At 67.7% G+C, this 17,059-nt stretch carries 15 protein-coding genes; all 15 read left to right on the forward strand.

All coding sequences use genetic code 11. The features are described from left to right. The first annotated feature begins 84 nt into the window (after positions 1–84). The 15 genes from AC6UUM_RS14950 to ftsA all read left to right on the forward strand — a co-directional run bounded on the left by AC6UUM_RS14950 (position 85) and on the right by ftsA (position 17,018). Positions 85–588 (forward strand): division/cell wall cluster transcriptional repressor MraZ, encoded by a 504-nt coding sequence (locus tag AC6UUM_RS14950; RefSeq protein ID WP_500803040.1) that lies wholly within the window; start codon positions 85–87, stop codon positions 586–588. Beyond that, the gene (gene rsmH, locus AC6UUM_RS14955) at positions 585–1,565 is read left to right on the forward strand and encodes a 16S rRNA (cytosine(1402)-N(4))-methyltransferase RsmH (protein ID WP_500803041.1); all 981 of its coding nucleotides are present in this window, start codon (positions 585–587) and stop codon (positions 1,563–1,565) included. Before AC6UUM_RS14950 ends, rsmH begins: the two co-directional genes overlap by 4 nt. After that, positions 1,562–2,059: a hypothetical protein gene (locus AC6UUM_RS14960; protein ID WP_500803042.1), complete on the forward strand. Its 498-nt coding sequence runs from the start codon at positions 1,562–1,564 to the stop codon at positions 2,057–2,059. The genes rsmH and AC6UUM_RS14960 overlap by 4 nt, the downstream gene beginning before the upstream one ends. After that, positions 2,059–3,807: a peptidoglycan D,D-transpeptidase FtsI family protein gene (locus tag AC6UUM_RS14965; protein WP_500803043.1), complete on the forward strand. Its 1,749-nt coding sequence runs from the start codon at positions 2,059–2,061 to the stop codon at positions 3,805–3,807. The genes AC6UUM_RS14960 and AC6UUM_RS14965 overlap by 1 nt, the downstream gene beginning before the upstream one ends. Then, positions 3,808–5,253: a UDP-N-acetylmuramoyl-L-alanyl-D-glutamate--2,6-diaminopimelate ligase gene (locus AC6UUM_RS14970; protein ID WP_500803044.1), complete on the forward strand. Its 1,446-nt coding sequence runs from the start codon at positions 3,808–3,810 to the stop codon at positions 5,251–5,253. It begins immediately after the preceding gene. Next, complete coding sequence (locus AC6UUM_RS14975; RefSeq protein WP_500803045.1) at positions 5,250–6,632, forward strand: UDP-N-acetylmuramoyl-tripeptide--D-alanyl-D-alanine ligase; 1,383 nt, start codon at positions 5,250–5,252, stop codon at positions 6,630–6,632. Before AC6UUM_RS14970 ends, AC6UUM_RS14975 begins: the two co-directional genes overlap by 4 nt. Continuing rightward, positions 6,629–7,702: a phospho-N-acetylmuramoyl-pentapeptide-transferase gene (mraY, locus tag AC6UUM_RS14980; RefSeq protein WP_500803046.1), complete on the forward strand. Its 1,074-nt coding sequence runs from the start codon at positions 6,629–6,631 to the stop codon at positions 7,700–7,702. Before AC6UUM_RS14975 ends, mraY begins: the two co-directional genes overlap by 4 nt. Beyond that, positions 7,699–8,970, forward strand: coding sequence for a UDP-N-acetylmuramoyl-L-alanine--D-glutamate ligase (gene murD / locus AC6UUM_RS14985; RefSeq protein ID WP_500803047.1), 1,272 nt, complete (start codon positions 7,699–7,701; stop codon positions 8,968–8,970). The genes mraY and murD overlap by 4 nt, the downstream gene beginning before the upstream one ends. 11 nt (positions 8,971–8,981) lie before the next feature. Further along, positions 8,982–10,181: an FtsW/RodA/SpoVE family cell cycle protein gene (locus AC6UUM_RS14990; protein ID WP_500803048.1), complete on the forward strand. Its 1,200-nt coding sequence runs from the start codon at positions 8,982–8,984 to the stop codon at positions 10,179–10,181. Continuing rightward, positions 10,178–11,317, forward strand: coding sequence for an undecaprenyldiphospho-muramoylpentapeptide beta-N-acetylglucosaminyltransferase (gene murG, locus AC6UUM_RS14995; RefSeq protein WP_500803049.1), 1,140 nt, complete (start codon positions 10,178–10,180; stop codon positions 11,315–11,317). The genes AC6UUM_RS14990 and murG overlap by 4 nt, the downstream gene beginning before the upstream one ends. Next, on the forward strand, positions 11,314–12,774 hold the full coding sequence (gene murC, locus AC6UUM_RS15000) for a UDP-N-acetylmuramate--L-alanine ligase (RefSeq protein ID WP_500803050.1): 1,461 nt from the start codon (positions 11,314–11,316) through the stop codon (positions 12,772–12,774). Before murG ends, murC begins: the two co-directional genes overlap by 4 nt. 166 nt (positions 12,775–12,940) lie before the next feature. Continuing rightward, a complete protein-coding gene (gene murB / locus AC6UUM_RS15005; RefSeq protein ID WP_500803051.1) occupies positions 12,941–13,903 on the forward strand; it encodes a UDP-N-acetylmuramate dehydrogenase in 963 nt (320 codons plus the stop codon). After that, a complete protein-coding gene (locus AC6UUM_RS15010; RefSeq protein ID WP_500803052.1) occupies positions 13,900–14,829 on the forward strand; it encodes a D-alanine--D-alanine ligase in 930 nt (309 codons plus the stop codon). Before murB ends, AC6UUM_RS15010 begins: the two co-directional genes overlap by 4 nt. Continuing rightward, complete coding sequence (locus tag AC6UUM_RS15015) at positions 14,826–15,704, forward strand: cell division protein FtsQ/DivIB (protein ID WP_500803053.1); 879 nt, start codon at positions 14,826–14,828, stop codon at positions 15,702–15,704. Before AC6UUM_RS15010 ends, AC6UUM_RS15015 begins: the two co-directional genes overlap by 4 nt. Before the next feature lie 90 nt (positions 15,705–15,794). Beyond that, on the forward strand, positions 15,795–17,018 hold the full coding sequence (gene ftsA, locus AC6UUM_RS15020; RefSeq protein WP_500803054.1) for a cell division protein FtsA: 1,224 nt from the start codon (positions 15,795–15,797) through the stop codon (positions 17,016–17,018). Positions 17,019–17,059 lie beyond the last annotated feature (41 nt).

The raw sequence follows: 17,059 nt of genomic DNA on the forward strand, positions 1-17,059 counted from the left end.
GGTTTGTGGCCGATATTTGCCGAATGAACGCCACAGTGGCGGCGGCAGCGGCAGCAGGCACCCCAATCCCGACAGGGGATCTGGGTGAGCAACACGTCCTACACGGGCTATTTTGTGAACGCGGTGGACGTAAAGAGCCGCCTGTCGATCCCGGCTGCCTTTCGTGATGTCATCACCGCCCGCACTGCCAGCCGTCAGGTCGTGCTGGGGCCGGGCCACGCCGGGCGCCGCTGCCTCATGGCCTATGACGAGTCGCATTCCGCCAAGCTGAAGAGCGATTTCGATGCGCGGCACGGCGCGTCGATCAGCCCGGAGGCACATGCCGAGCGCGCGTTCCTGTTCGGCTCCACGCAGAATCTGAGCATCGATGATGCCGGCCGCGTCGTGCTGCCCGCCGGGCTGAAGCGCGCCGGCGGCATCGGCAGCCACGTGCTGTTCGTCGGCGGCTATGAATATTTTGAATTGTGGGATCCGTGGACGTTCATGGCCCACCCGCTGCTGGTTGATGGCCAGCGCTTCATGGTGGAAGGTGAGCTGGAAGCCCGCGGGCTGCCGCTGGAACGGCCGCCAGAACGGCAAACGCCATGAGCGCCCCTGACTCCCCGCATGTGCCGGTGCTGCTGGCCGAAGTGCTGGCCGCGCTCGATCTGCGGCCGGGCGATCGCTATGTCGATGCGACGCTGGGGGCCGGCGGTTATCTGCGCGCGGCGCGCGGCTTTGGCATCGCCCATGCCTATGGCTTCGATCGCGATCCCGATGCCATTGCCCTCAATGCCGATCTGGCGGCGACCGATGATGTGACCTTGATCCAGCGGCCGTTTGCCGAGCTGGTGGCAGGCTTGGCCGAACGCGGCGTGACGGCGGTGGATGCCATCGCTTTCGATATCGGCGTGTCGTCGATGCAGATTGACACAGCGGCGCGCGGCTTTTCCTTTCAGTCCGATGGCCCGCTCGACATGCGGATGAGCCAGACCGGCATGAGCGCCGCCGATTTCATCAACAGTGCCGACGAGGCCGAAATCGCCGACATCCTGTTCCATCTGGGCGATGAGCGCGCGTCGCGCCGCATTGCGCGGGCGATTGTCGCCGATCGCCCGTTCACGCGCACCAGCGAGTTGGCCGGGCTGATCCGCCGCGTCCTCGGCCGGGGAGAGCCGGGCAGGGATCCGGCCACCCGCAGTTTCCAGGCGCTGCGCATCCATGTGAACGACGAACTCGGCCAACTCGATGCCGGGCTGGTGGCGGCCGAGCGGCTGCTGCGGCCCGGGGGGCGGCTGGCGGTGGTGTCGTTCCACAGCGCCGAAGACCGGCGGGTGAAGAATTTCCTGCGTGACCGTAGCGGCGGCGCACCGGCCGGGTCGCGGCACCAGCCGCTCGCCATGCCGGGTGCGCCGCCCAGCTTTGCGCGGCCGGCCAAGGCGGTGCGCGCGTCCGCCGCCGAAATCGCCCGCAACCCGCGCGCGCGCAGCGCGACCTTGCGCAGCGCGGTGCGCAGCGACGCCCCCGCATGGGCAACAGACGCCCCGGCGTGGGCTGCTGCTACTTCGGCAGGAGAAATGGCATGAGGCAGTATCTTTCCGCCCTGGCCTGGATCGCGGCGACGACCGCCGTGGTGGCCGGCGCCCAGATCATCACCACCAAGGCTGCCGCCGAGCGCCGCGCCGTCACGAAGTTGAACATCGAACTGGTGGAAAACACCGTGCGCATCCGCGAGCTGGAAGCCGAATTGCGCACCCGCACCGGCATGCCGGAATTGCAACGCTGGAACGACAATGTGTTTCAACTGTCGGCGCCGCAAGGCGGGCAGATCCTGCGCTCCCCGGTACAGCTCGCCAGCTTTGCGGCGGAGCCCGGTGAGGTCAAAACGCCCAGCCCGGCGCTGCAATATGCCATCACCCCGCCAACGGGCCTGCCCGGCGCTGCACCTCAGCCGAACCCGCCGGCTGCGGTTGGTGCGCGCGTGATCAACGCCAGCTTCCCGACGGCCGCCCCGGCGCCATCGGCCGCCGTTGCCGCCCCGGTCATCCCCGCCCCGGAACAGCAAGGCGGCGCCCGCTGATGGCCAGCATTCCCGGCCTCGATCCGAAACTGGCTGCAGCCGCTGCCCCTGCGGCGGTCGCGGGCGAGCGGGTGACGGCGCGGGCGCAGGCGCGGCAGCGGCTGGCCTTCCTGATCATGCTCTTTCCGGTGCTGGCGCTGTTCGTGCTGGTGCGGCTGGTTGATCTGGCGGTGTTGCAGGGCCAGACGGCGGGCGAGACCGTGGCGGTGACGGCTGCGCCACCGCGCGGTGACATCGTCGATCGCAACGGCATCGAACTGGCGCGCACCTTCGAAGCCTATGCCATCACCGTGATGCCGGCGCGGTTGACCTCCGATCCGGAATTGCTGGCCGGCAAACTGGCGGAAATCCTGCCCGAACAAAGCCGCGACGAGATATTGGACGTGCTGACCAGCCGGCAGACGCTGCGTTATCTGGCGCACCGCGTGCTGCCCAGCCAGGCGCAGCGCATCAACAATCTGGGCGATCCCGCCATCGAAGTGGCGCGCGAGGCGCAGCGTCTGTACCCGAACTACAATCTGGCCGCGCAGATGCTGGGCTATACCAGCGAGCAGGGCCACGGCTTGATCGGCGTGGAGCGCGCCTTCGATGCGCGGCTCGCCGATCCGGTGGCGCGCGCCGCGCCGTTGGCGCTGTCGCTGGATGTGCGGGTGCAACAGGCGATGCAGAATGAGCTGGCCGCCCTGGTCACCGATCAGAATGCCAAGGGCGCCGCCGGCGTGGTGCTGGACGTCGCAACCGGCGAAGTGCTGGCGATGGTGTCGCTGCCGGATTTCAACCCGAATGTGCCGGGCCAGCGCGCCGACGGCACCGCCTATACCAAGGAAAATGACGACGGCTCGCGCTTCAACCGGGTGACGCTGGGCGGTTATGAACTGGGATCGACCTTCAAGGCCTTCACCATCGCTTCGGCGCTGGAGAGCGGCAGCCTGACCAACCTGCAGAAGCGCTATGACGCCACCCAGCCGCTGCATGTTGCAGGCTTTCGCATCAAGGATGATCACGCCAAGAACCGTTGGCTGACCGTTCCGGAAATCTTCATCCACAGCAGCAACATCGGCACGGCGCGCATCGCCATCGAAATGGGCCGGACCCGCCAGCGCGAATATCTCGACAAATTGGGGTTCCTGAAACCGGTCGAGATCGAAGTGAAGGAAAAGGCCCGGCCACAGTTCCCGCCGCTGTCCAATTGGGGGCAGAGCGCCACCATGACGATCAGTTACGGCCACGGCCTGACCGTGACGCCACTGCACCTGGCCGCCGGCTATGCCACGCTGGTCAACGGTGGCATCTATCATCCGCCGACCCTGCTGCGCCGCGATGCCGTCACCGTGGCACCCAGCCGCCGGGTGTTTTCGGAAAAGACCAGCGCCGAAATCCGCCGGCTGCTGCGGCTGGTGGTGACCAGCGGCACCGGCCGCCGCGCCGACGCGCCCGGTTACCGCGTGGGCGGAAAAACCGGCACCGCCGAGAAGATCGAGAATGGCCGTTATGTGCACGGCCAGAATGTGGTGAATTTTGCCGCCGCCTTTCCGATGGATGCGCCGCGTTATGTGGTGGTGGCGATGATCGACGATCCGCGCGGCAGCAAGGCCAGCGCCGGGTTCCGCACCGCCGGCATGGTGGTGGCCCCGGCCGTGCGCCGCATCATCGAACGCATTGCCCCGGCGCTGAATGTGGCGCCCGATGCCAACCGCGATCTCGATCTGACCGGGCTGCTGCCAGCCAAAGCCGAGGTGAAGGAATAGATGGCGCACGCGATCCGCCTTGAAGATCTGGTGCCCGGTGGCGGCGATGGGCCCGTCACCGGCTTTGCGCTGGATCATCGCAAGGTGGCGCCGGGCACGATCTTTGGCGCCTTTGCCGGCGCGCGCGTGAATGGCGAGGATTATGTGGCCGCCGCCATTGCGGCCGGAGCGATCGCTGTCGTGGCCCGGCCGCAGGCAGTGGTGGCCGGTGCGCTGCACGTTGCCGATGCCAATCCGCGCGCAGCCTTTGCCCGTCTGGCAGCGCGATATTTCGCGCCATTCCCGGCGACGACGGTGGCGATCACCGGCACCAACGGCAAGACCAGCACGGCCGAATTGACCCGGCAATTGTGGCATGTCGCCGGGCAGCGCGCCGCCAGCATCGGCACGTTGGGCGTCACCACCGGCCACGATCAGATCGCCCCGCGCGACAGCACCGGCGGGCTGACGACGCCCGATGTGGTGACGTTCCTGGCCACCATGGCCGGTCTGGCGCGCGAGGGCATCAGCCATGCCGCCTTCGAAGCATCGAGCCACGGCCTTGACCAACATCGCATCGAAGGGCTGCCGGTGGCGGCCGCCGCCTTCACCAACCTCAGCCGCGATCATCTGGACTATCACGGCACGATGGCCGCCTATTTCGCGGCCAAGGCGCGATTGTTCAGTGATGTCGTCGATGCCGGCGGCTGCGCGGTGATCTGGGCCGATGATGGCGACTGGTCGGCGCAGATGATCGCCGCGGCCCGCGCGCGCGGCTTGCGGCTGTTCACCGTGGGCACTGCGGGCACCGATCTGCAACTGGTGCAGCGTGACCCGACCAGTCTGGGCCAGGATCTGGTGGTGACGGGCGCTGCCGGCACGCACCGCATCGCCCTGCCTTTGATCGGCGCCTATCAGGCCGCCAATGCGCTGGTCGCCGCCGGGCTGGTGATCGCTTGTGGCGGCGACGAACGCAGCACGCTTGCCAATCTGGCGCGCCTGACCGGCGTGCGCGGCCGGCTGGAACGGGCGGTGATCACGCGCGGCGGCGCGGCGGTCTATGTCGATTATGCCCACACGCCCGATGCCATTGTCGCGGCCTGCACGGCGCTGCGCCCGCATGTGGCAGGCAAACTGGTCATCGTCATCGGCGCCGGCGGCGATCGCGATGCCGGCAAGCGGCCGTTGATGGGCGAAGCTGCCGCTGCCCACGCCGATGTGGTGATCATCACCGACGACAATCCCCGCAGCGAAGACCCGGCCGCAATCCGCGCGGCCGTATTGGCAGGGGCTCCGGGTGCGCGCGAAGTGCCGGGCCGGCGCGAGGCGATTGCGGCCGCCATGGCCGCAGCCGCGACCGGCGACGTTGTGCTGATCGCCGGCAAGGGCCATGAACAGGGCCAGATCGTCGGCACGCAAGTGCTGCCGTTCGACGATGTGGCCGTAGCGCGGGCGTGCGCGGCATGAGCCTGTGGACCGCCCCCGAGATCGCCGCTGCCACCGGCGGCGTGGCGCGCGGCGATTTTGCCGTGGATGGCGTCACCTTCGACAGCCGCGAAGTGACCGCCGGTGACCTGTTCATCGCCTTGCAGGGTGAGGCCACCGATGGCCACCGTTTCATCGACGGCGCGCTGGCGCGCGGCGCGACGGGCTTGCTGGTCAGCGAGCCGACGGCCGCCCCGCATGTGCTGGTGCCGGACACGATGGCGGCCCTGAACACGCTCGGCGCCGCAGCCCGCGATCGCAGCGGCGCCACCCGCATCGGCGTGACCGGCAGTGTCGGCAAAACCGGCGTGAAGGAAGCGCTGAAGGCTACGCTCGACCGGTTTGCGCCGGGCGCGGTGCATGCCAGCGTCAAAAGCTACAACAACCATACCGGCGTGCCCTTGAGCCTGGCGCGCATGCCCGCCGCCAGCCGCTTTGGCGTGTTCGAAATGGGCATGAACCATGCCGGCGAACTGACGGCGCTTACTGCCCTGGTGCAGCCGCATATCGCGGTCGTCACCTGGGTGGCCAGCGCCCACCGCGAATTTTTTGCCCAGGAATCCGACATCGCGCGTGCCAAGGCGGAAATCTTTGCCGGCCTGCCCGCCGGCGGCACCGCCATCATCCCGCACGACAATATCCACGCCGACATTTTGGCGGCCGGCGCGCGCGACGCGGGTGCCCGCATCGTGCGCTTTGGCCAGAACGCAGGCGCCGACGTGTGGGCGGAGCAGGTGAAGCTGCACCCCGATTGCAGTTGCGTCACGGCGCGCATCGGTTCGGATCGGCTGACCTTCCGCATCGGCCTCGCCGGCAAGCATTGGGTGAACAATGCGCTCGCCGTGCTGGCGGCGGTGCAGGCGGCCGGCGGCGATCTGGCGCTGGCCGGGCTGGCACTGGCCGAGTTCAACGATCTGGCCGGGCGCGGCCGGCGGCTGCGCGTGCCAGCAGGCGCGGGCCAGGCGGTGGTGATCGACGAAGCCTATAATGCCAATCCCGCCAGCATGGCCGCCAGCCTCGCGGTGCTGGGCGCCATCGCGCCGGCCCGCCACGGCCGGCGGCTGGCCCTGCTGGGCGCGATGAAGGAACTGGGTGCGCTGTCCGCCGAATTCCACGCCGGCATCGCCCCACACCTGATCGAGGCCGGCGTAGCGGTGGCCGTGCTGGTCGGCCCCGAAATGCAACCGCTGGCCAAGGCGCTTGGCCGGCAGCTCGATGTGCGCCACGTCGGCTCGGCCGACGCCGCGCAGGCGGAGTTACAGGGTGTGTTAGCCGCGGATGATGTGCTGCTGGTCAAGGGATCGAACAGTGTCGGGCTGGGCCGGATTGTCGCCGCGCTGGCCGAGGAGAGCCCCGCATGATCAAGCTGATGGCCGATTTCGCTGGCTATGACGGCATCTTCAACCTGTTCCGCTACATCACGTTCCGCACCATTGCGGCGCTGGTGACGGCGCTGGCGATTGCCCTGCTTCTGGGCCCGCGCTTCATCGATATGCTGCGCAGCCGTCAGGGCAAGGGCCAGCCGATCCGCGAGGATGGGCCGGAATGGCATCTGCTTACCAAGCGCGGCACCCCGACGATGGGCGGCCTGCTGATCCTGATCGCGCTGACCGTCTCGTCACTGTTGTGGATGGACATGGGCAATGGCTTTGTGTGGACGGCGCTGCTGGTCACGCTGGGCTTTGGCGCGATCGGCTTCATGGACGATTATGACAAGGTGACCAAACAGAGCCACAAGGGCGTATCGGGCAAGGTGCGGCTGGGGCTGGAATTCCTGATTGCCGGTCTTGCGGTATCGTTCATCGCCAGCCGCACCGGCTTCACGCTCTATCTGCCGTTCTTCAAGGATTTCGGCCTTTATCTCGGCCTGTTCTACATCGTCTTTGCGGCCTTCATCATCACCGGGTTCGGCAATGCGGTGAACCTGACCGACGGCCTCGATGGGCTGGCGACGATGCCGGTGGTGATCGCGACCGCCGCCTTTGCCATCATCGCCTATCTGGTCGGCAATATCCGCTTTTCGGAATATCTTGGCATCCATCATGTGCCGGGATCGGGCGAGCTGGCGGTGTTCTGCGCGGCGTTGATCGGCGCCTGCCTGGGCTTTCTGTGGTTCAATGCGCCGCCGGCCATGGTGTTCATGGGCGACACTGGCAGCCTGGCGCTGGGCGGCGCGCTCGGCACGATTGCGGTGGTGACCAATCACGAACTGGTGCTGCTGGTGATCGGCGGGCTGTTCGTGCTGGAGACGCTGTCGGTGATCATCCAGGTCGGCAGTTTCAAGCTGACCGGCAAGCGCGTGTTTCGCATGGCGCCCCTGCATCACCATTACGAGAAGAAGGGCTGGAAGGAAGCCACGGTGGTCATCCGGTTCTGGATCGTTGCGATCCTGCTGGCACTGATCGGCCTTGCCACGTTGAAGCTGCGGTGATCACCTCGCCTGCCTTTGCCGGCCAACGCTGGGGCGTGCTGGGATTGGCGCGTTCCGGCCGCGCGACCGTGGCCGCATTGGCGGCATCGGGCGGGAACGTCACCGCCTGGGATGACAATGCAGCGGCGCGCCAGCATGTGGCAGCTGACATTGCCGATCTGAACAGCATCGATCTGGCGGGCTTTGCCGGCATCGTGGTGTCGCCGGGCGTGCCGCACAGCGCGCCGATCTTTGCCGCCGCTGCGCGCCATGGCGTGCCCGTGCTGGGCGATATCGAGCTGTTCGCGCGCGCCCTGCCCAGCCTGCCGCCCACAAGGATCGTCGGCATCACCGGCACCAACGGCAAATCAACGACGACCGCGCTGCTTCACCATCTGTGCACCACGGCCGGAATCCCGGCGGCGATGGGGGGCAATATCGGTCTGCCGATCCTGGCGCAGGCGCCGTTGCCGGCGGGCGGCGTATGGGTGCTGGAACTCTCCTCCTATCAGCTCGACATCACCCACAGCCTGGCCTGCGCTGTGGCGATCTGCACCAATCTGACGCCCGACCATCTCGAACGCCATGGCAGCATGGCCGGCTATGCCGCCGCCAAGGCGCGGCTGTTCAGGATGCAGACGGGTGGAACGGCCATCATCGGTCGCGCGGCGCAGGCGCAGTGGCAGATGAGCGCCGCTGCGCCGATCATCATCGAGGATGTACCGCTGCCCGGCAATGCTGCCAACTGGCCCGGCCTGCAAGGCCCGCACAATGTGCTGAATGCGCAGGCTGCGACGGCGGCGGCGCGCGCGCTGGGGATTGCTGACGGCGCGATCGCCGAAGGCCTCGCCAGCTATGCCGCGCTTGCCCACCGCATGGAGCCGGTCGGCGAAAAGCGCGGGCTGCTATGGGTGAACGACAGCAAGGCGACCAATCCGGACAGCACGGCGCCGGCCTTGACCGCTTACCCCCGCATCCACTGGATCGCTGGCGGCCGGCCCAAGCTCGATGCCGGCGGCCAGGCCGATCTGTCGGCGATCCTGCCCCACCTGCAAAACGTTGCCCATGCCTGGCTGATCGGGGAAGCCGCGCCACTGTTCGCGCCGCAGATCGGTGCGCAGGTGCCCACCACGATGGCCGGCACGCTGGAGGCCGCCGTCGCCGCCGTGCTGGCAACAGCCCGGCCCGGCGATGTCGTGCTGTTCAGCCCGGCCGCGGCCAGTTTTGACCAATATCGCGATTTCGAACACCGGGGCGACGCGTTCCGGGCGTTGGTCAGCCAGTTGTGAGGAGCCCCGCCATGGCCAGCCGCCCCCAGAACCGAGCAATGTCTGCCACCGCCCTTTCGCGCGGCGACCGGTCCAGCTTTGGCCGCTGGTTCTGGACGATCGACAAGACACTGCTGATCCTGATCTTCGCGCTGATGGCCATCGGCATTGTCGCGGTGGCGGCGGCCTCTCCGGCGGCGGCGCGCAAATTGTCGGGCAAGAATTATCGCCTCGATGATCTCTATTTCCTGTATCGGCAATTGGGCTGGGTGGCGCTCGGCCTGCCGTTGATGGTGGCGACCTCGATGCTGGATGTGCGCTTGCTGAAACGCATCGCGGTGTTCGGCACGGGCGCGATGCTGATCGGGCTGCTGCTGGTGCCGTTCATCGGCGGCGGCACCAATGGCGCGGCGCGCTGGATCCAGCTGCCCTTCTTCCAGTTCCAGCCTTCGGAATTCTTCAAGCCCTGCTTCGTGATCGCCACCGCATGGCTGCTATCCTTGCGCGTCGCCGATCGCAGCCTGCCCACCTTGCAGATCAGCGCCGGCATATTGGGCGTGGCGCTGGTGTGCCTGATCGCGCAGCCGGATGTCGGCCAATCGGCGCTGATTTCGGCGGTGTGGCTGGTGCAGGCGATGCTCGCCGGGCTGTCGCTGCAACTGGTCGGCACCGGCGTTGCGCTCGGCGCGGCTGGGTTGGTCAGCGCCTATTTCACCCTCGATCACTTCGCCGCGCGCATCGACAAATGGATTTTCGGCGTGGGCGACACCTTCCAGATCGACAAGGCGCTGGATTGTTTCCGCGCCGGGGGCTGGCTGGGCACCGGGCCGGGCGAGGGCCGGATGAAGTTCCGCCTGCCCGAAGCGCAGACCGACTATATCTTCAGCGTGATCGGCGAGGAATTCGGCCTCATCGCCTGCTTCATGCTGGCCGGCCTGTTCATGGGCCTGGTGGTGCGCGCGCTGCTGGTGGCGATGGACGAAGATGATCCGTTCGTGTTCCTCGCCACCACCGGCCTTGCGACCCAGTTCGGATTCCAGGCAGCGATCAACATGATGGTCAATCTGGCGCTGTTGCCATCCAAGGGCATGACGCTGCCGTTCATCAGCCACGGCGGCTCCTCCTATCTGGCGACGTGCGTCGGCGCCGGGCTGCTGCTGGCGCTCACCCGCAACAATCCCTTCCTGAAAGCCCGGCCGTGGGCGCAAGCCGGCGGCCTGCGCACGACATGACAGAGGATCGCTACGACTCGCGGCCGCGCCAGCAGGCCCCCGCACCCGGCGGCACCTATGTGCTGTGCGCCGGTGGCACCGGTGGCCATATGGTGCCGGCGCATTGCCTGGCGCTGGAACTGATGGCGCGCGGCCATCATGTGCATCTGGTGACCGACGAGCGCGGCCTGCGCTTTCCCGGCCTGTTTCCGGGCGTGGCGATCACCAAGGTCGATGCCGCATCGACAGGCCGCAGTGGCTGGAAATCGCTGCCATCCGTGGCGCTGAGCATCTGGAAGGGCCGCAGCACGGCGCGTGCGTTGTTCAAGCAGATGCGGCCACGCGCCGTGGTCGGGTTCGGCGGCTATCCCGCCCTGCCCGGCTTGCTGGCGGGCCTGTCGCTGTATCTGCCCTGCCTGATCCATGAACAGAACGCCGTGCTGGGCCGCACCAACCGTTATCTGGCGCCGCGGGTGCGCGCCATCGCCACCAGCTTTCCGCGCATCCGGCGCATGGAAGACAGCTGGCAACGCCGCGCGCATTTCACCGGAAACCCTGTCCGCCCCGAAGTGCTGGCTGCCCGCGAGGTACCGTTTGATGCCGACGCGCCCCGGCTGAAATTGCTGGTCACCGGCGGCAGCCAAGGCGCGGCGATCCTGAACCGCATCGTGCCGGCCGCGCTGGCGCTGCTGCCCGAACCGCTGCGGGCGGGTTTGGATGTGACGCATCAGGGCCGTGATGAAGACCGCGACGCGATGCTCGCCGCCTATGCCGCCGCCGGCATCGCCCCGCGCATCGCCGCCTATTTCCCTGATCTGCCCGCCGAAATGGCCGCCAGCCATATCGTCATCGCGCGCAGCGGTGCCTCCACAGTGGCGGAGCTGGCGGTGATGGGCCGGCCATCCATCCTGGTACCGCTGCCCATCGCCACTGATGATCATCAGGCCGACAATGCCGCCGCGCTGGTCGCGGCCGGCGCGGCGCAAATGATCCGGCAAAGCGAGTTCACCGCAGAACGCTTGGCGCAGGCCTTGACGCTGTGGCTTGCCGACCGGCAGGGGCTGGAAACCGCCGCCGCCGCCGCGCGCGCCGCCGGGCATCCGGAGGCTGCGCGGCGGCTGGCCAACCTTGTCATCGCCACTGGATTGATCGCATGAGCCCCGTTGTTTCCCCCGAACCCGGCGCCCTGCGCCTGCGGCCCGGTTTCCGCACCGATATCGGTGTCATCCACTTTGTTGGCATCGGCGGCATCGGCATGTCGGGCATTGCCGAGGTGATGGCCAATCTGGGCTTTGCCGTGCAGGGCTCGGACTCGGCGGAATCCTATGTCGTCGATGGCCTGCGCCAGAAGGGCATCACCGTGTTCATTGGCCAATCGGCGGAGAATGTCGCCAATGCCGCCGTGCTGGTGATTTCCACGGCCATCAAGCCCGACAATGTCGAAGTGGTGGCAGCACGCAGCCGGCGCATTCCAGTGGTGCGCCGCGCCGAAATGCTCGCCGAACTGATGCGCCTGAAAAGCTGCGTCGCCGTGGCCGGCACACATGGCAAGACCACGACGACATCGATGGTCGCCACACTGCTTGATGCCGGCGGGCTCGATCCGACGGTGATCAATGGCGGCATCATCAACACCATCGGTTCCAACGCCCGGCTCGGCACGTCGGACTGGATGGTGGTGGAGGCGGACGAGAGCGACGGCAGTTTCCTGCGGCTGACCGGCACGTTTGGCATCGTCACCAACATCGATCCCGAACATCTCGATCACTGGGGCGATTTCGAAAAGGTGCGCGAAGGCTTTCGCCAGTTCGTCAACGCCGTGCCCTTCTATGGCGCCGGCATCCTGTGCATCGATCACCCCGAAGTGCAGGCGCTGATCCCGCGCGTGTCGGATCGGCGCATCATCACCTATGGTTTTGCCGCCACTGCCGATGTGCGCGGCCTGGAGGTGACACCGGTGCCGGGCGGCAATCGCTTTGCGGTGCTGGTGCGCACGCGGGTCGGCGCCACCGACACCCAGCGTCGCATCGATGATCTGCTGCTGCCGATGCCGGGCCGGCACAATGTGCAGAACGCGCTGGCGGCAATTGCCGTGGCGCTGGAACTGGGCGTGGATGATGATGGCCTGCGCGCCGGCCTGGCGCGCTTCGGCGGCGTCAAGCGGCGCTTCACCAAGGTGGGTGAGGTGAACGGCGCCGCGATCATCGACGATTATGGTCACCACCCGGTGGAGATCCGCGCCGTGCTGGCGGCCGCGCGCGAAAGTGCCGGCAGCCGGGTGATCGCCGTGGTCCAGCCGCACCGCTTCACGCGGCTGCGCGATCTGATGGCGGATTTCTGCTCCGGCTTCAACGATGCCGACATGGTGTTCGTGGCGCCGGTCTATGCCGCGGGCGAAGCGCCGATCGAGGGTGTGGACGCGGCAGCCTTGGCGGCCGGGCTGGTGGCGGCCGGGCATCCTTCGGCAGCGGTGGTTTCCGGCGCGGACGAGCTGGCGACGGTGCTGGCCGGCGTGGTGCAGCCCGGCGACCAGGTGATCTGCCTGGGCGCGGGCGATATCACCAAGTGGGCGGCCGGGCTGGCGGATGCGGTGGCGAAGGCGCGGGGCGGGTGATGCTTTCGGTGCATTTGCGGCGGAGGGCGTACCCCTCTCCCGGCTCGCTTCGCGAGTCCGACCTCTCCCACAAGGGGAGAGGTGACGTGCGGGCGTGCCTTGCTTCCCTCTCCCCTTGCGGGAGAGGGCGACTCGGCGCAGCCGAGCGGGGTGAGGGGTGGGCGTCATGAACACCCCCCGCGGCAAACTCACCACCAACGCCCCCCTCGCCCCGCTGCTGTGGTTCAAGGCCGGCGGGCCGGCGGACTGGCTGTTCGAGCCGGCCGACGCCGATGACCTTTGCGATTTCCTGCGCGCCCTGCCCGCCGAGACGCCCGTCCTCGCGCTCGGACTGGGCAGCAATCTGATCGTGCGGGACGGCGGCGTGGCCGGCGTGGTCGTGCGGTTGGGCAAGGCCTTCGGCAAGGTGAGTGCGGACGGCGACACGATGATCTGCGGCGGCGGCGCCAGCGGCATTGCGGTGAGCAGCGCGGCGCGCGATGCCGGGTTGGCGGGGCTGGAGTTTCTGCGCGGCATTCCCGGCACGGTGGGCGGCTTCGTGCGGATGAATGGCGGGGCTTACGGTCGCGAGGTCGCCGATGTGCTGGTAGAAGCGAGCGTGGTGACGCGCGCCGGCACTATCGAAACCCGCAGCGCCAGCGATCTGGCCTACAGCTATCGCCACTCCAACCTGGCTGACGGCGAGATCGTGATTTCAGCACGGCTGCGTGGCCGGCCTGGCGAGCGCGCCGTCATCCAGACCGAGATGGACCGCATCGCTGCCGCCCGCGAAGCCAGCCAACCGCTGCGCACCCGCACCGGTGGATCGACCTTCAAGAATCCGCACGGCCACAAGGCCTGGGAACTGGTGCACAACGCCGGCTGCCGCGGCTTGCGTGTTGGCGGCGCGGAAGTGAGCGAGAAACACAGCAATTTCCTGATCAACAGCCACCGTGCGACCGCCGCGGATATCGAAGCGCTGGGCGAACTGGTGCGCGCGCACGTGTTGCGCACGCAGGGCGTGGCGTTGGAGTGGGAGATCCAGCGGGTGGGGCGGGTTGCTGCAGTTTCGTCATTCCCCACCCCCAGCCCCTCCCCTGAAGGGAAGGGGCTGGGGGTGAGGAACGTCCAGCAAGGAGCCACGCCATGAAGGTCGCAGTCCTGATGGGCGGCTGGTCCGCCGAGCGCGAGGTGTCGCTCACCTCCGGCCGCGGCATTGCGCAGGCCTGCCGCAATCTGGGCCATGACGTGGTCGAGATCGACATGGGCCGCGATGTCGCCCAGCGCCTGACCGAAGCCGCCCCCGATGTCGTGTTCAACGCGCTGCACGGCACGCCCGGTGAAGACGGCACGGTACAAGGCCTGCTCGATCTGCTCGGCCTGCCCTATACGCACTCGGGCGTCACCACGTCGGCGATTGCGATCGACAAGGAACTGACCAAGCTGGTGCTGGTGCCGGCCGGCATCCCGATGCCCAGGGGCGTGATTGTCAGCAGCGAGAGCCTGTTCGACGCCGATCCGCTGCCACGCCCCTATGTGCTGAAGCCGGTCAATGAAGGATCGTCGGTTGGCGTCGCCATCGTCACCGACAGCAGCAACCACGGCAACCCGATTCGCCGCGATGTGCCGGGGCCGTGGGCGGAGTTTCCCACCCTGCTCGCCGAGCCGTTCATTGCCGGCAAGGAATTGACCGTCGCGGTGATCGGGACACGCGCCCTGGCGGTGACAGAGCTTAAACCGGTGTCGGGTTTCTATGATTATGATGCCAAATATACCGACGGCCTGACCGTGCATGAATGCCCCGCCCAACTTCCGGCGGAAATCACGCAAGCCTGCCTGGCGCATGCGCTGGCCGCGCACCGCCTGCTCGGTTGCAAGGGTACCAGCCGCAGCGATTTCCGTTGGGACCCGGATCAGGGCCTCGCCGGCCTCTACCTGTTGGAGGTCAACACCCAACCGGGCATGACGCCGCTCAGCCTGGTGCCGGAACAGGCGCGGTTCATCGGGATGCCGTATGAGCAATTGGTGCAGACGCTGATCGATCTGGCACTTGCAGAGACGGGAGACCGGACATGACGGCGGCCACCCTGAAACGCGGCGCACGCGTGCCGAAATCGGCGCAGGCGCGGCCCACCCGCGCCGCCACCGCCGCGCCGGCCTTTGGCAAGCGCCAGGCCGGCATCGCGCTGGGCGTGGTGCTGGCGATTGCGGCCGCCGTGATGATCGCGGTCGGCGTGCCGCAGCTTTTGTGGACCGGATTTGTGCAATGGACGGCAGCGCGCGGCTGGGACGTGCGGCATGTCGAATTGATCGGCGCGCGCGAACAGGATCGGCTGGCCATCTATGCCGCCGTGCTGAACGGCCCGACCAATGCCATGCTGGCCACCGATCTCGATGCGGTGCGCACACGGTTGAAGAAGCTGCCATGGGTGGCCGACGCCAGCGTGCAGCGCCGCCTGCCCGACACGCTGGTGATCGAAGTGACCGAGCGCAAGCCGGTGGCGCTGTGGCAGCTCAACCAGAAACTGGCCGCCATCGATCTTTCAGGCCGTGTGCTGACCCGGGAGCGGCTGGAACGCTGGAACGACCTGCCGATCCTGATCGGGCCGAACGCCAATGGCCGGGTGCGCGAGGCGCTGGCGCTGTTGGCGGCCACGCCGTTGGGCCGCGATGTGACCGCCGTTACGCTGGTCGGTGGCCGGCGCTGGGATTTCCACTTCAAAAGTGGCGAAGTGCTGGCGCTGCCTGATCGGCCGGCGCTGGCCAAGGCGGCGCTCAGCGCCTTTGCCCGGCTGGATGGCAAGGGCCCGGTGCGGCTGATCGGTGGCGGTTTCACCCGGTTCGATCTGCGGCTGCCGGGCCGCATGATCGTGGCTGGCCCGGCCGTGGCGCAGACGCTGGCCGACGCGGAAAAGGCGCGCCGCGCCGCCGCGCAAGCCCGCGAAATCTGACGAAAGACGATCATGGCCCCCAAAACCCCTTCACGCAATCCGCCCCGCCTTCCCCTGCCTCCGCTCAGCCGCAGCCAGCCTGAACGGCCGGTGGCGGTGCTCGATGTCGGCACCTCGAAAGTCTCGGCGTTGATCGCGCTGATCGGCGGTGATGGAGAGCCGCGCGTGATCGGCAGCGGCCAGAAGCCGTGCAGCGGGCTGAAGCGCGGCGCGGTGACCGATTATGAAAAGGCCGAAATGGCGATCCGTGGCGCCATGGACCAGGCCGAACGCGCCGCCGGCATCCAGATGAACAGCGTGGTCGGCGGCTTTGCGGCCGGCAACATGGCCAGCATCATGGCCAGCGCCGAAATCGATATTGCCGGTGCCAACATCACGCCCACCGACATGGTGACGTTGCGCCAGGCCGGGCGCGCCGCCATCGATCCCAAGGGCCGCACCGTGGTGCATGCAATGCCGGCGCTCTACACGATGGACGGGCTGGTCGGGGTGGAAAGCCCGCTGGGCCTGCACGCCGATCGGCTGGGCATGGATATCCATGTGGTGACCGCCGATACGCCGGCGATCCTGAACTATGGCCGCGCCGTGGGCCAGGCGCATCTGGGGGTCTCGGCACTGGTTGCCAGCCCGCTGGCCGCCAGCCTGGCCGTGCTCGATGCCGAGGAACGCGACATCGGCGTGGCGCTGATCGAGATCGGCGCCGGCATTACCAGCATCGCCGTGCACAAGTTCGGCATCGCCGTGGGCGTGGCGACCATCCCGATGGGCAGTGTCGACATCACCGAGGATATCGCTGCCGCCTTCGCCACCCGCCGCAGCGGCGCCGAACGGCTGAAGACCTTCGATGGCGCGGCGGTCGCCACCACCCGCGACCAGAATGACGCGGTGATAATCCCGCAGGGCAACGAAGACGGCAGCGGCGAACCGGTGAAGGTGCCGCGTGCCGCCTTGGTCAGCGTGATCCGTACCCGGCTCGACATGCTGTTCGGCGAGATTGCCCGCGCACTTGGGACTTTGGGCTTTGTCGGCCCGCAGGCGCGGCGCATCGTGCTGACCGGCGGCGGCGCGGATCTGCGATCGATCGCCGATTATGCCGGAACCTATCTGGGCTGCAATGTCCGCATCGGCCGGCCGCGCGGGCTGGTCGGCCTGCCGCAAGCGCAGGAAGGCCCGGCGTTCGCAACGCTGGCCGGTCTGGTCTTGTTTGCCGCCAGCGACAGTGGCGACATCTGGCATCAGCAGGTTGCCGGCCAGTCGAACGAACCGCGTCGGGGCTTGTCGGGCGTCATTGAAAAACTGTGGGGAAGTCTATGAAGCGGCTTCCCCCCGATTCGCACATCATCTAGTATGTAAAC

It is taken from the genome of Sandarakinorhabdus sp., assembly GCF_987265915.1.

Bases quoted from the DNA above. Each gene is read 5' to 3' on its own strand.
- AC6UUM_RS14960 (WP_500803042.1), top strand. From the start codon at position 1,562: ATGAGGCAGTATCTTTCCGCCCTGGCCTGGATCGCGGCGACGACCGCC.
- murG (WP_500803049.1), top strand. From the start codon at position 10,178: ATGACAGAGGATCGCTACGACTCGCGGCCGCGCCAGCAGGCCCCCGCA.
- murC (WP_500803050.1), top strand. From the start codon at position 11,314: ATGAGCCCCGTTGTTTCCCCCGAACCCGGCGCCCTGCGCCTGCGGCCC.
- mraY (WP_500803046.1), top strand. From the start codon at position 6,629: ATGATCAAGCTGATGGCCGATTTCGCTGGCTATGACGGCATCTTCAAC.
- AC6UUM_RS15010 (WP_500803052.1), top strand. From the start codon at position 13,900: ATGAAGGTCGCAGTCCTGATGGGCGGCTGGTCCGCCGAGCGCGAGGTG.
- AC6UUM_RS14975 (WP_500803045.1), top strand. From the start codon at position 5,250: ATGAGCCTGTGGACCGCCCCCGAGATCGCCGCTGCCACCGGCGGCGTG.
- AC6UUM_RS14970 (WP_500803044.1), top strand. From the start codon at position 3,808: ATGGCGCACGCGATCCGCCTTGAAGATCTGGTGCCCGGTGGCGGCGAT.
- murB (WP_500803051.1), top strand. From the start codon at position 12,941: ATGAACACCCCCCGCGGCAAACTCACCACCAACGCCCCCCTCGCCCCG.
- AC6UUM_RS15015 (WP_500803053.1), top strand. From the start codon at position 14,826: ATGACGGCGGCCACCCTGAAACGCGGCGCACGCGTGCCGAAATCGGCG.
- AC6UUM_RS14990 (WP_500803048.1), top strand. From the start codon at position 8,982: ATGGCCAGCCGCCCCCAGAACCGAGCAATGTCTGCCACCGCCCTTTCG.
- rsmH (WP_500803041.1), top strand. From the start codon at position 585: ATGAGCGCCCCTGACTCCCCGCATGTGCCGGTGCTGCTGGCCGAAGTG.
- AC6UUM_RS14965 (WP_500803043.1), top strand. From the start codon at position 2,059: ATGGCCAGCATTCCCGGCCTCGATCCGAAACTGGCTGCAGCCGCTGCC.